The organism is Pseudomonas sp. NPDC087029 (assembly GCF_044745345.1).
In the GTDB taxonomy this organism is placed as follows: Bacteria; Pseudomonadota; Gammaproteobacteria; order Pseudomonadales; family Pseudomonadaceae; genus Aquipseudomonas; species Aquipseudomonas faucium.
The window spans coordinates 1-13,497 of the sequence record NZ_JBIVAB010000022.1 but is presented as its reverse complement, the minus strand read 5'-3'; the positions used below and the strand labels follow the sequence as shown (position 1 = coordinate 13,497).

The following is a 13,497-nucleotide window of genomic DNA, read 5'->3' as shown; positions in this document are numbered from 1 at the left end:
GGGCTCCAACCAATCACGGTAAAGGGCGGCCAGGGTCCGGTCTTGGTGCCGGCGCATGAATATTTTGCCTTGCCTATCAAAAGTGTTTTTCAAACGGGGTAACAATGCCTTGATTGCTCGCTGTAACCCGTTGCAATACGGCGATAGACTAGGCGTCGGCCGCGCTTGCGGCCATTCCGTTTTTCCAGCTTTTTCGATAAGTGTTACTTATGGATTTTCGCCAACTGCGTTATTTCGTCGCGGTGTATGAAGAAGGCCATGTCGGCCGCGCCGCCGAACGCCTGTCCCTGTCCCAGCCGGCGCTGTCGCAACAGATCCGCCAGCTCGAGCACAGCCTCGACCTGAGCCTCTTCGAGCGCAGCAACAAGCGCCTGCTGCCGACCTTGGCGGCGCATACCCTGTACAACCACGCCCTGCCCCTGCTCGATGGCCTGCAGCGCGCCCATGAGGCGATGCGCAACTTCAAGGGCCAGTCGCTGCGCACGCTGGCCATCGGCGTGCTGCAAACCGTGCGGCCAAGCCTGGTGCCGCAGCTGCTGGAGCGGGTGCGCAAGGCCCAGCCGCACCTTGTGGTGCAGATCTATGAACTGTCGGGGCTGGAGATCGAGCGGCGCCTGCTCAACGGCAGCCTGGACATCGGCATCAGCTACCTGCCACCGCGCCAGCCCGGCTTGCATGGCATGTTGCTGTACGAAGATGAACTGCAACTGGTCATCCCCGATACCCACCCGTTGAAGGATTTCAAGAAGGTATCCATCCGCCAGGCCGCAGAGTTGCCGATGCTGATGCTCGGTGAGGAATTCCAGATCCGCCAGATCTGGAAAGAGCAGCTGGCAAGCCAGGGCCGCCGGCCCCAGGTGCAGGCGGAGATGAACAACATGGGGGGGATTCTCGACAGCCTGGCGCATACCGCGCTGGCGACGATCCTGCCGGGGCGGGCCAAGGATGCTGCCGAAGATGACCAGGGGCTGCTGTGGAAGCCGTTGAGCGAACCGCGGGTGCCGCTCAAGGTCGGCCTGGTGTTCCGCGATGCGCAGCGCCAGCAGGCTTCGGTGGAGTTGCTGCGCAACCTGCTGGAAGAAGAGGCGGATGCCAGGCCGCTGGGGGCCTCACCGCTGGATGTGCTGGGCGGATAAAACACGCGCACAAAGAAAACCCCGCCTAAGCGGGGTTTTCCAGACTGTTTCCCTGTGACATCCCTATCGCCCCACCGTCCTGGCAGGAAATCCTTCGTTGTCCCTGTTCTGTCCTTTGCGCTTCCTGCGCAACGTCCATGTACAAAGAGTAACCGTGGATCCAATCTGAGACCAGTGGCGAAAAGTCACCGCGTCATGTAGGAAAATGCTTACAGGCAACCTGATATCAATCAGAACTGCTCGGCGTCCAGCAGGTACAACGACTCGCTGCCCGCCTTCACCGACGTCACCAGCGAAGTCACCCGCGGCAACAGGCGCGCGAAATAGAAGCGCGCAGTGCCAAGCTTGGCTGCGTAGAACGCCTCGTCGCCCTCGCCCGCCTTGGCGGCGCGCGCCATCAATGCCCACATGTAGCCATAGGCAACATAGCCAAAGGCGTGCAGGTACTCGACCGAGGCGGCGCCGATTTCGTTCGGGTTGCCCTTGGCCTGTGCAAGCACCCACTCGGTCAGCCCGTCCAGCTGGTCCAGGTAGGCGGCCAGGGGTTTGGCGAACTCGTCCAGCTCGCTGCCGGCGCTGGCGATGAACTGGCGGATTTCATCGGAGAACAGCCGGTAGTAGGCGCCACCGCTGGCCACCACCTTGCGCCCCATCAGGTCCAGGGCCTGGATACCGTTGGTGCCTTCGTAGATCTGGGTGATGCGCACATCACGCACCAATTGCTCCTGGCCCCATTCGCGAATGTAGCCATGGCCACCGAACACCTGCTGGCCGTGCACCGTGCACTCCAGGCCCAGGTCGGTGAGAAACGCCTTGGCCACCGGGGTCAGCAGGGCTACCAGTTCCTCGCTGCGCTTGCGCGTGGTCGGGTCTTCGCTGTACTTGGCGCTGTCCAGCTGCATGGCCACGTAGGTGGAGAAGGCGCGGCCGCCTTCGATCAGTGCCTTCATGGTGAGCAGCATGCGCCGCACGTCCGGGTGCACGATGATCGGGTCGGCTACCTTGTCCTTCGCCTGCGGGCCAACGGGGGCGCGGCTTTGCAGGCGGTCGCGGGCGTACTCCACGGCGTTCTGGTAGGAGCGTTCGGCCGAGGCCAGGCCTTGGATGCCCACGCCCAGGCGCTCGTAGTTCATCATGGTGAACATCGCCGCCAGGCCCTTGTTGGACTCGCCAACGATGTAGCCGACCGCTTCGTCGAAGTTCATCACGCAGGTGGCCGAGGCCTGGATGCCCATCTTGTGCTCGATCGAGCCGCAGGTGGCCGGGTTGCGGGCGCCGAGGCTGCCGTCTGGGTTGACCAGGAACTTCGGCACCAGGAACAGCGAGATGCCCTTGGGCCCTGCCGGCGCATCCGGCAGCTTGGCCAGCACCAGGTGGATGATGTTCTCGGTCAGGTCGTGCTCGCCGCCGGTGATGAAGATCTTGGTGCCGCTGACCTTGTAGCTGCCGTCAGCCTGGGGCTCGGCCTTGGTGCGGATGATCCCCAGGTCCGTGCCGGCATGGGGCTCGGTCAGGCACATGGAGCCGGCCCAGACGCCGGCATACATGTTCGGCAGGTACTTTTCCTTGAGCGCTTCGCTGGCGTGGGCGTTGATCGACAGGCAGGCGCCCGCGGTCAGCATCGGATACAGGCCGAAGGCCAGGCTCGAGGCGTTGACCATTTCCTCGACCTGGGCGGAGATTGCCTTGGGCATGCCCATGCCGCCGAACAGCGGGTCACCGCCCACGCCGACCCAACCGCCTTCGGCGTAGGTCTTGTAGGCTTCGATGAAGCCGGCGGGGGTGCGCACCGCGCCGTTGTCCCAGTGGCAGCCTTCTTCGTCGGCGGCGCGGCTGAGCGGGGCAATGCGCTTGCCGGTGACCTTGCCGGCCTCTTCCAGCACGGCCAGGGCCGTTTCAGCGTCGACCGCTTCGGCCAGCTCGGGCAGCTGCGCCCACTGCTCTGCCACCTTGAAGACTTCATTCAGAACGAAGCGCATGTCGCGCAGGGGCGCTTTATAGTCAGCCATCACAACCTCTCGCTAGTCGGGTCGGGGGCGGTCACTGTTGACCGCGGCACGGGGTTGAATCCAGTGTAACCGAACAACTTTTGCGAGACATAGGGTCATCACGCGACCATATAGTCACATTCGGTCACGCCATTCGCACCGCCCCGCGCCGCGATTGTTGCCCATGGACCATGACGCAATTGCGCCCGGCGCCCTTGGCGCTGTACAGCGCCTGGTCGGCCGACTTGAGCACTTCTTCCGGGTTGCGGTGTTCGGCCTGGCGTTCGGCCACGCCGATGCTGATGGTCACCGACACCGTGCCGCCGCCGCTGCCGCTGCGGCGCTGGCGCCCTGCCGAGTCGTCCTGCGGGCGGTTGTTCTGGTCGCGCAACTGCATGGCGTAGTTGGCGATCATCTCGCGCACCGCTTCCACGTGGGGCACGCATTCCTCTGCCGTCTTGCCGGCAAACACCAGGGCGAACTCCTCACCGCCGTAGCGATAGGCGCGCCCGCCACCGGTCACCTTCGACAAGCGGCTGGCGACCAGGCGCAGCACCTGGTCACCGACATCGTGGCCGTGGGTGTCGTTAAATTTCTTGAAGTGGTCGACGTCGGTCATGGCGATCACATAGTTGCGCCCCAGGCGCTGCATGCGCTCGTTCAGCGCGCGTCGCCCGGGCAGGCCAGTCAGCTCGTCACGGAAGGCCATCTGGTAGGCCTCGTGGGAAACCGCGGCAGCGATCATCAGCATCACCTGGCTGCACATGATGTTCAGGGTGAACGGCAGGATGAAGGTCTTGGGCAACATCCAGAAAATGCCCACCAGGCCGATGAGCTGCGCCGCATGCAAGGGCCTGGGCTCGCGCAGGTACTGCACCACCAGCAGGATGAACACGCCGATGAACAGCGGGTAGACCATCTGGATCAGGCTCATCCACTGGCCATGCAGCGATGGCCAGCGGATTTCCGCCAGCCAGCTGAGCAAGGCTTCGGGGAAACTCTGCTCCAGCGCCACCGCCACGCTGCCGACGGCGAACAGCACGGCGAAGCGGGCCAGCAGGTCCTGGGCCAGGTGGGTACGCTCCTGCCACGCGCCGAACAGGCCGTACAAGGCCGGCAGCAGCAGGCAGACCAGGTGGAAGATCACCGCTGCGTCTTCACGCACGCGGCCGTTGTCACGGTAATAGTCGGTCTGGGTATCGAGCAGGAAGTAGGCGATATATACCGTGACCATCAGAAACAGTTCGCGCTGGCGACGGTATACGGCGCAATAAGCACCGCCCAGCAGCAGAACCAACGTGGGCAGCACGTTGAACAGTGAGGTGAAGAAGACGCTGAGGTCTCTTACGTAAGCCGCCGCAAGCCCTGCCAACAATAGAACCAGCGAAGGCAGGAAGTGGCTCGCGCGTACAGCGTTTAGACGAAACAAGGGTAATCTCCGACCCGGCAGATCAATAATGGCATTGTGCCCTTACTTCATCGGCAGCGCACATGAATAGATGAGGACAACCTGGGTTAACGGCCATGGGGGCGCTGCGCTTGAGGTTTTGTTGTAACCAGTTTTAAGCAGGCCAGAATGAAAAAACCCGCCTGCCGGTGAGGGCAGGCGGGTTTCTGTAGAGCCTTGCGGCTTAGTACGACAGGCCGAAGTTTTCTTCGTCCATCGCCATCAGGTTATTGGCACCCGACAGCATGGTCGCCACGTGGGTACGGGTACGCGGCAGGATGCGCTGGAAGTAGAAGCGTGCGGTCTGCAGCTTGGCGGTGTAGAACGCCTCTTCGCTGGTACCGGCCGCCAGCTTCTCGGCTGCCAGGCGGGCGATGTCGGCCCAGAAGTAGGCCAGGCAGGCATAACCGGAGTACATCAGGTAGTCCACCGAAGCGGCGCCCACTTCCTCGCGGTCTTTCATCGCAGCCATGCCGACCTTCATGGTCAACTCGCCCCACTCCTTGTTCAGCGCGGCCAGCGGCTCGACGAATTCCTTGAGCGCGTCGACGCCTTCCTGGGCCTGGCAGAACTTGTGCACGATCTTGGTGAAGCCCTTGAGCGCTTCGCCCTGGGTCATCAGCACCTTGCGGCCGAGCAGGTCGAGTGCCTGGATGCCGGTGGTGCCTTCGTACAGCATGGAGATACGGCTGTCGCGCACGTTCTGCTCCATGCCCCATTCGGCGATGAAGCCGTGGCCACCGTAGATCTGCACGCCGTGGTTGGCGGCTTCAAAGCCGACTTCGGTCATGAAGGCCTTGGCGATCGGGGTCAGGAAAGCCAGCAGGGCATCGGCCTTCTTGCGCTCTTCCTCGTCCTGGCTGTACTTGACGATGTCCACCTGCTTGGCGGTGAAGTACACCATCGCGCGGTTGCCTTCGGCGAAGGCTTTCATGGTCAGCAGCATGCGGCGCACGTCCGGGTGGACGATGATCGGGTCGGCGGCCTTGTCCGGCGCTTTCGGGCCAGTCAGGGAACGCATCTGCAGGCGGTCACGGGCGTACTTCAAGCCACCCTGGAAGGCCACCTCGGCGTGCGCCAGGCCCTGCAGGGCAGTGCCCAGGCGCGCGGTGTTCATGAAGGTGAACATGCAGTTCAGGCCCTTGTTGGCTGGGCCGATCAGGTAGCCGGTGGCGCTGTCGAAGTTCATCACGCAGGTGGCGTTGCCGTGGATGCCCATCTTGTGTTCCAGCGAGCCGCAGCTCACGCCGTTGCGCTCGCCCACGCCGCCTTCGGCGTTGGGCAGGAACTTCGGCACGATGAACAGCGAAATGCCTTTGGTGCCGGCCGGGGCATCGGGCAGGCGGGCCAGGACGATGTGGACGATGTTATCGGCCATGTCGTGCTCACCGGCGGAGATGAAGATCTTGGTGCCGGAGACTTTGTACGAACCGTCTGCTTGCGGCTCGGCCTTGGTGCGCAGCATGCCCAGGTCGGTGCCGCAGTGTGGCTCGGTCAGGCACATGGTGCCGGTCCACTCGCCGCTGACCAGCTTGGTCAGGTAGGTGTGCTGCTGCTCTTCGGTGCCGTGGGCCGAGATGGTGTTCATCGCGCCGTGGGACAGGCCGGGGTACATGCCCCACGACCAGTTGGCACCACCGACCATTTCGCTCAGGGCCAGGCCCAGCGACTCTGGCAGGCCCTGGCCGCCGTGGGCGACGTCGTGGGCCAGGCTCGGCCAGCCACCTTCGACAAATTGTTCGTAGGCTTGCTTGAAGCCGGTCGGCGTCTTCACGCCCGACTCGCTCCAGGTGCAGCCTTCCAGGTCGCCGACGCGGTTCAGCGGGGCCAGCACCTGTTCACAGAATTTCGCGCCTTCTTCAAGGATCGCGTCGACCATGTCTGGCGTTGCGTCCTGGCAACCCGGCAGGCTCTGATAGTGCGCCTCGTAGCCGAGCAGCTCGTCGCGGACGAAACGAATATCACGCAAGGGGGCTTTGTAATCAGGCATTGCGATGAACCTCTGTGATGAGTTCTGGGGAGACCGCCGATACCGACCAGCTCTTGGTGGCTTTCGGTCAAACAGTTGTTTGAAACTTACGTTTAGCACCGCCGGATGTCAAGGAGGGACCATGGTGCCATTTCAGTCACGAAAAATGGCATATCAGCCATTAGGGAAAATCCTGCCCATAAACGACTGTGGGAGCGGGCTTGCCTCGCGAAAGCGCCGGCCCAGACAACAGTGGATGTCCGTTCTGACGCATTCGCGGGCAAGCCCACTCCCACAAGTTTGAGGGGCTGCTGATTGTTGGATCAGGCGTAGGTGTCGATGAAGCGGCCGAGCATTTCGTCGGAAGCCTTGGCGACTTTTGCGCCAAGCTCGACTTCGGTCTTGCCCAGGGCCAACTGCACGGTGCTGGTCGCCAAGTCCATCTGCTGGCTGCGATCAACCCCGCGCAGGCGCTCGGCCTGGAAGTCGCTGGACTGGCTGGTGGCGGCGCGTTCGACGGTGGTGTTGGCGATCTGGCCGGCGGCCTGGTCGATGCGGTTCTGCCCGGCCTGGATGGCGCCAAGGCCCGCGTAGTAGGCGGAGCTACCGGTGATTTCCATGTCAGAACTCCAATGACGCTGGATAGGAACACTGGCAATTAAAGCAGGCCATGACGCAAAAGGCCCGTTTAAATCCCTAATGGCCTAGTGCTAGCTGATAGACCCTGGGCATGCCCGCTAGTCCAGCAGGTCCAGCTGCAGGTGTTCTGCCACCGCGTCTGCGCTCGCCACCTTGAGCCGCGGCACACGCCCCAGGCAAGGCGCCGGCAGGCGTTCGGCCAGGCTGGCCAGGTTCTCTTCCAGGCGCGAGGTACGCGGCTCGATGATGTTGGCGACCCAACCCGCCAGCTGCAGCCCATCGCGGGCAATCGCCTCGGCGCTCAGCAGGGCATGGTTGATGCACCCCAGGCGCACGCCCACCACCAGGATCACCGGCAGTTTCAGCGCAACCGCCAGGTCGGACAGGTTGGCATGGTCGGACAACGGCACCCGCCAGCCACCCGCGCCTTCGACCAGGGTGAAATCCGCCCCCTGGTCCAGCACATGGCGCATGGCCTTGAGCAGCGCCGGCACTTCCAGCGCCACACCCGCCTCGCGCGCGGCCACATGGGGGGCGATGGCAGGCTCGAAGGCAAACGGGTTGACCGCCTCATAGGCCAGCTTCAGCGTGCTTTCGTCGATCAGCGCCTGGGCATCGGCATTGCGTAGCCCTTTGGCCGTGGCCGTGCCGCCGGAGGCCACCGGCTTGGCGCCCAGGGTGCTCAAGCCCTGCAAACGTGCCGCATGCAACAGGCCTGCGGCGATCGTGGTCTTGCCGACATCGGTATCGGTGCCGGCGATGAAATAGGCTTGGCTCATTTCACTCCTCTCATGCCCGTGGCTTGCGCATCACACCATAGACCACCTGATAGGTGGCTGGCAGCCCCTGGGGCTGGCGAAACGCCTCGTATGCCTGCAGCAGGCCCTGCATACGGGCGCGCCCGGTCAGCCCGGAAGGCCTGCCAGGGTTGAGATTATGGGCGCCGAGCGCCTTGAGTTCATGGGTCAGGCTGCGCACATCCGGGTAATGCAGCACATGGGGCTGGCGCTGCAGGCCGAGCTGCTCCAAACCACTGGCCGCACACAGGCGCTGGTAATCCTCGAAGCGGCGGAAGCGGTTGACGTGGACCATGCCGTCCACCGCCTGCCAGCTGGCGCGCAGCTCATCCAGCGTGCCGACGCACAAACTGCTGAAGGCCAGCACGCCGCCTGGGCGCAACACCCGTTGCGCCTCGCTCAGCACACTGGCGAACTGGCCGCACCACTGCACCGCCAGGCTGGTGAACACCAGGTCGACACTGCCATCGCCCAGGGGCAGGCGCTCGGCATCGCCTGCCACGTGATAGGCCGCGCCACCCTGCTCGCCACGGGCGTGGCGCAGCATGCCTTCGGCGATATCCACCGCCACACCGCTGGCAGGCGCAAAGCGCTCGGCCAGCACCCGGCTGAAGTAGCCGGTGCCGCTGCCCAGGTCGAGCCAGCGCGAAGGCGCCAGGTCGCTCGGCAGCTGCTCCAGCAGGCTCACGCCCACGGCGCGCTGCAGTGCCGCCACGCTGTCGTAGCTGGCCGCCGCGCGGGAGAACGAAGCCGCCACCTGGCGCTTGTCCGGCAGCGTGCCAGGCAGGGTTGGATGGGAAAGGTCAGTCATCGCCACTCTCATGCAGGAAACTCTTGATACCCGCCGCCAGCTCCTGTGGGTATTCCAGCAGGAAGGCGTGGGAACTGTCTTCGACCAACCCGACTTCCACGTCGGGCAGCAACTCGCTCAGGGCCTTGGCCGCTTCCGCCGGCACCAGCGCATCGCTGCCGGCGAACAGGTGCAGCTGCGGGCCGGCGTAGGCCTGCAGGGCTTCGCGGGTATCGAGCTGGGCCAGCACTTGCAGGCCGCTGGCCAGGTACAGCGGGTCGGTATCCGGCACACCCACGCCAAGCTGGCGCAACAGCGTGCGCGGCTGCTGGGCGCCGTCGCTGCACAGGGTGCGAAAGCGCTTGAGGGTGACCGAGGTATGGCTGCGGCAACCGTCCAGGAAGGTGCCGAAGGTGTCTGCGGCCATGCCGTGGGGCCAGCCCGGGCGGGCGACGAAACTGGGGTTGCTGGCCAGGGTGAGCAAGCCGCAGCAATGGTCGCCACGCTTGCGCGCCAGTTCGCTGGCAAGCATGCCGCCGAGCGACCAGCCGCCCAGCCAGGTGTCGGTGGGCAATTTGCGGTCAAGGTGCTCCAGCCAGGCCTGCAAATCGGCGTCGGCCAGCTCCGGCAGCGGCATCAGCTCGACCTGCAGGCGGGCGTCCTGGGCCCGCAGGCTGGCGGCCAGCGGCTCCAGGGCAGCGGTGCCCAGGCCCCAGCCGGGCAGAAGGATCAGTCGGTTACGCATCGGCGGCCTCCAGTTGTGGATAACACTCGGCCAATGCATTCAACAATAGCTGCACCTGCGCCTGGCTGTGCGCCGCGCTCAGGGTGACCCGCAGGCGTGCGCTGCCGGCAGGCACGGTGGGGGGGCGAATGGCGGTAACCAGCAGCCCGCGCTCGCGCAGCATGCGCGACAGGCGCAGGGCCTTTGCACTGTCGCCGACCAGGATCGGCTGGATCGGCGTCGGGCTGTCCATCAGCTGCAGGCCGATCTGCTCGGCGCCCTGGCGGAACTGGCCAATCAACGCCGCCAGGTGTTCCCGCCGCCAAGTTTCCCGGCGCAGCAACTCCAGGCTCTTGAGCGTGGCACAGGCCAGTGCCGGTGGCTGGCTGGTGGTGTAGATGTAGGGCCGGGCGAACTGCACCAGCGCTTCGATCAGGTCCTCGCTACCGGCGACGAAGGCACCCGCGGTGCCACACGCCTTGCCCAGGGTGCCGATCAGCACCGGCACGTCCTCCACGCCCAGGCCGAAGTGCTCGACGACACCACCACCCTGATCGCCCAAGGTACCCAGGCCGTGGGCGTCGTCGACCATAAGCCAGGCATCCCGCGCCCGGGCGGCCTTGGCCAGGGCCGGCAAGTCGGCCAGGTCGCCGTCCATGCTGAACACCCCGTCGGTAACCACCAGGGTATTGCCGGTGGCCTTTTCCAGGCGGGTGGCCAGGCTGGCTGCGTCGTTGTGCAGGTAGCGGCTGAAACGCGCACCGCTGAGCAAGCCACCGTCGAGCAGCGAGGCGTGGTTGAGGCGGTCTTGCAGCACGGTGTCGCCCTGCCCCACCAAGGCGGTGATGGCGCCGAGGTTGGCCATGTAGCCGGTGGAAAACAGCAGCGCGCGCGGGCGGCCGGTCAAGTCGGCCAAGGCCTCTTCGACGGCATGGTGCGGCGTGCTGTGGCCGATCACCAGGTGCGAGGCGCCACCGCCGACGCCCCAGCGCTCGGCGCCGGCCTGCCAGGCCTTGATGACTTCGGGGTGGTTGGCCAGGCCCAGGTAGTCATTGCTGCAGAAGGCCAGCAACGGCTGGCCGTCGACTACCACCTGCGGCCCTTGTGGGCTCTCCAGCAACGGCCGCTGCCGATACAGGTCAGCGGCGCGCCGTTCGGCCAGGCGCGCCGCCAGATCGAAGGCCATCTCAGGCCGAGGCTGCGTTGTAGAACAGCTCGCTGCTGCGTTGCTCGACCAGCGCCTGCTCGATGGCGGCCTGGTGCACTTCGTCGGCATGCTCTTCACGCGCTTCGGGCTTGATGCCCAGGCGCGCGAACAGCTGCATGTCCTTGTCAGCCTGCGGGTTGGCGGTGGTCAGCAGCTTCTCGCCGTAGAAGATCGAGTTGGCACCGGCCATGAAGGCCAGGGCCTGCATCTGCTCGTTCATCTGCTCACGGCCGGCGGACAGGCGCACGTGCGACTTGGGCATGAGGATGCGCGCCACTGCCAGCATGCGGATGAAGTCGAACGGGTCGACATCTTCTTCCTCGGCCAGCGGCGTGCCGGCCACCTTCACCAGCATGTTGATCGGCACCGACTCCGGGTGTTCGGGCAGGTTGGCCAGCTGGATCAGCAGGCCGGCGCGGTCATCCAGCGACTCGCCCATGCCGAGGATGCCGCCGGAGCAGATCTTCATCCCGGCATCGCGTACGTAGGCCAGGGTCTGCAGGCGCTCGCCGTAGGTGCGGGTGGTGATGATGCTGCCGTAGAACTCAGGCGAGGTGTCGAGGTTGTGGTTGTAGTAGTCCAGGCCGGCCTGGGCCAGGGCCTGGGTCTGCTCCTGGTCGAGCTTGCCGAGGGTCATGCAGGTTTCCAGGCCCATGGCCTTGACCCCTTTGACCATCTCCAGCACGTAGGGCATGTCCTTGGCGGACGGGTGCTTCCAGGCAGCGCCCATGCAGAAGCGCGTGGAGCCGATGGCCTTGGCCCGGGCGGCCTCTTCCAGGACCTTCTGCACTTCCATGAGCTTCTGTTTTTCGAGCCCGGTGTTGTAGTGGCCGGACTGCGGGCAGTATTTGCAATCTTCCGGGCAGGCGCCGGTCTTGATCGACAGCAGCGTCGAGACCTGCACACGGTTGGGGTCGAAATGCGCGCGGTGCACGGTCTGCGCCTGGAACAGCAAGTCGTTGAACGGTTGCTGGAACAGTGCCTTGACCTCTGGCAGGGACCAGTCGTGACGTGTTGTAGCAGTTGTGCTGGCGCTCATCGGCGTTTCCTTGTTTAGGCTGTAGCTGGCGCCGGGACAGGAATGCCCGCCAGCGCATCACGGATAGCTCGCATAGTCATGGAAGGCCTATGAACTGTCAACCGCATGTAAAAGCACTGGTTTACAACTGTACAAATATTAATCATACCTGTTTGCTCTGTGACGAGCCGGCCGAACAGCCCTACCCCCTGTGCGCGGCCTGCGAGCAGGAACTGCCCTGGCTGGACGAGCACTGCGTGCGCTGCGCGCTGCCGCTGCCCATGGCCGGCTTGACCTGCGGCCCGTGCAGCCGGCGTGCACCGGCCTACGCGCAAGTGGTCGCGCTGTGGCACTACGGGTTTCCCGTGGACACCTTGATCAGCCGCTTCAAGCACCGCCGGCAATGGCCGCTTGGGCGGTTGATGGCCGAGCTCCTGGGCCATGGCCTGCTTCACCGCTATGCCGAAGGGCTGGCCGTGCCCGAGCTGTTGTTGCCGGTGCCGCTGGCCCGGAGGCGGCTGCGTGAACGGGGGTTCAACCAGGCCGGCATGCTGGCGCGCTGGCTGTCGTCACTGCTGAATGTGCGTTGCGATGAGCGCCTGCTGCTGCGCACCCGCGACACGCCTGCCCAGCAGGGGCTGGATGCCAAGGCGCGGCGCCGGAACCTGCGCCAGGCGTTCAGCCTGCAGCGCCCAGGCATGTTCCAGGGCAGGCATGTCGCCCTGGTCGACGATGTGCTCACCACCGGCACCACGGCCCAGGCGATTGCCCAGCTGCTGCACAAGGATGGCGCGCGGCGCGTCGATGTCTACTGCCTGGCGCGCACGCCAAAGCCGGGCCAGGCTTGACTGTGCACCGGCACGAAGGCACCGTCTTGCCATCAGCCCATGACCGCCAAGCCCATGTCCCTACCTGCCCTGCTCACCCAACACATCGCCCGCCGCCCGCAGCGCATCGCCCTGCTCCAGCACGTCGCCGAGCAAGGCTCGATCACCCGCGCCGCCAAGGCGGCCGGCATCAGCTACAAAGCCGCCTGGGATGCCATCGACGAACTCAACAACCTGGCCAGCCAGCCGCTGGTCGAGCGCAGCACCGGTGGCCGCGGCGGAGGCGGCGCGCGCCTTTCGGCCGAAGGCGAGCGGGTGCTGCGCCTGTACCAGCGCCTGCAGAACCTGCAGGCCCAGCTGCTTGAAGCCGCAGAAGAATCCAGCGACCTCGACCTGCTCGGGCGCCTGATGCTGCGTACCAGCGCGCGCAACCAGCTGCAGGGCCAGGTCAGCGGCCTGCGCCGCGAAGGCCGGCACGACCGGGTGAGCCTGGCCCTGGGTGGCGGGTTGGAAATCGCGGCGCTGATCACCCATGACAGCACTGCGCGCCTGGAGCTGACCCTGGGCACCATGGTGGTGGCGCTGCTCAAGGCGGGCTGGGTGCAGCTGCTGGGGGCCGGCGACCCGACAGAGGCAGGCAGCAATGTGCTTGAAGCCACCGTCGAAGAAGTGCTGATCGATGGCCACGAGCCCAGTGAAGTGCGCCTGGCGCTGAGCAATGGGCAGACGTTGTATGCCTTTGCCGAGGCGCAGTGGCTGACGCAGCAGAAGGTGCAGGCGGGGAGCCCGGTGCGGGTGCAGTTCCATCCGTCGTCGGTGTTGCTGGGGGTACCGGTATAGGCGGGCCGCGCTGCGCGCGGTTCGCGGGGCAAGCCCGCTTGTGTCTGCATGAGGGGATAAGATCTAGAGTGAGAGCGGTGAATGGCAAGCTGTTAGCCCGAGGTGCCTTGAGCAC

The 13,497-nt window shown here is 65.1% G+C and carries 12 protein-coding genes; 3 read left to right on the top strand and 9 right to left on the bottom strand.

The window, feature by feature from the left end:
* Positions 1-209 precede the first annotated feature (209 nt).
* Positions 210-1,136, top strand: coding sequence for a LysR family transcriptional regulator (locus ACIPG5_RS23860; protein WP_176514881.1), 927 nt, complete (start codon positions 210-212; stop codon positions 1,134-1,136).
* 230 nt (positions 1,137-1,366) lie between these two features.
* Here ACIPG5_RS23860 and ACIPG5_RS23855 read toward each other — a convergent pair whose 3' ends face one another.
* The 9 genes from ACIPG5_RS23855 to bioB form a co-directional block, all read right to left on the bottom strand.
* Positions 1,367-3,145, bottom strand: coding sequence for an acyl-CoA dehydrogenase C-terminal domain-containing protein (locus tag ACIPG5_RS23855; RefSeq protein ID WP_401378543.1), 1,779 nt, complete (start codon positions 3,143-3,145; stop codon positions 1,367-1,369).
* Between the two features lie 124 nt (positions 3,146-3,269).
* The gene (locus ACIPG5_RS23850) at positions 3,270-4,553 is read right to left on the bottom strand and encodes a diguanylate cyclase (protein WP_176514877.1); all 1,284 of its coding nucleotides are present in this window, start codon (positions 4,551-4,553) and stop codon (positions 3,270-3,272) included.
* A gap of 202 nt (positions 4,554-4,755) precedes the next feature.
* Positions 4,756-6,561: a phenylacyl-CoA dehydrogenase gene (locus tag ACIPG5_RS23845; RefSeq protein ID WP_176514875.1), complete on the bottom strand. Its 1,806-nt coding sequence runs from the start codon at positions 6,559-6,561 to the stop codon at positions 4,756-4,758.
* 302 nt (positions 6,562-6,863) lie between these two features.
* Complete coding sequence (locus ACIPG5_RS23840) at positions 6,864-7,160, bottom strand: pyrroloquinoline quinone biosynthesis protein PqqE (RefSeq protein ID WP_176514873.1); 297 nt, start codon at positions 7,158-7,160, stop codon at positions 6,864-6,866.
* A 117-nt stretch (positions 7,161-7,277) separates the two neighbouring features.
* On the bottom strand, positions 7,278-7,958 hold the full coding sequence (gene bioD, locus ACIPG5_RS23835) for a dethiobiotin synthase (protein WP_401378541.1): 681 nt from the start codon (positions 7,956-7,958) through the stop codon (positions 7,278-7,280).
* 10 nt (positions 7,959-7,968) lie between these two features.
* Complete coding sequence (gene bioC, locus ACIPG5_RS23830; RefSeq protein ID WP_286914891.1) at positions 7,969-8,787, bottom strand: malonyl-ACP O-methyltransferase BioC; 819 nt, start codon at positions 8,785-8,787, stop codon at positions 7,969-7,971.
* The gene (locus ACIPG5_RS23825) at positions 8,780-9,511 is read right to left on the bottom strand and encodes an alpha/beta fold hydrolase (protein WP_401378539.1); all 732 of its coding nucleotides are present in this window, start codon (positions 9,509-9,511) and stop codon (positions 8,780-8,782) included. Before ACIPG5_RS23825 ends, bioC begins: the two co-directional genes overlap by 8 nt.
* Entirely contained in the window at positions 9,504-10,676 is a 1,173-nt protein-coding gene (gene bioF, locus ACIPG5_RS23820) for an 8-amino-7-oxononanoate synthase (protein ID WP_401378538.1), read from the bottom strand. The genes ACIPG5_RS23825 and bioF overlap by 8 nt, the downstream gene beginning before the upstream one ends.
* A gap of 1 nt (position 10,677) precedes the next feature.
* Positions 10,678-11,736, bottom strand: a complete 1,059-nt coding sequence (gene bioB, locus ACIPG5_RS23815) for a biotin synthase BioB (RefSeq protein ID WP_236236981.1) — start codon at positions 11,734-11,736, stop codon at positions 10,678-10,680.
* Between the two features lie 89 nt (positions 11,737-11,825).
* Here bioB and ACIPG5_RS23810 point away from each other — a divergent pair, with 89 nt between their 5' ends.
* The gene (locus ACIPG5_RS23810) at positions 11,826-12,563 is read left to right on the top strand and encodes a double zinc ribbon domain-containing protein (RefSeq protein WP_401378536.1); all 738 of its coding nucleotides are present in this window, start codon (positions 11,826-11,828) and stop codon (positions 12,561-12,563) included.
* A 54-nt stretch (positions 12,564-12,617) separates the two neighbouring features.
* Positions 12,618-13,382 (top strand): TOBE domain-containing protein, encoded by a 765-nt coding sequence (locus tag ACIPG5_RS23805; RefSeq protein WP_401378534.1) that lies wholly within the window; start codon positions 12,618-12,620, stop codon positions 13,380-13,382.
* Positions 13,383-13,497: the final 115 nt, after the last annotated feature.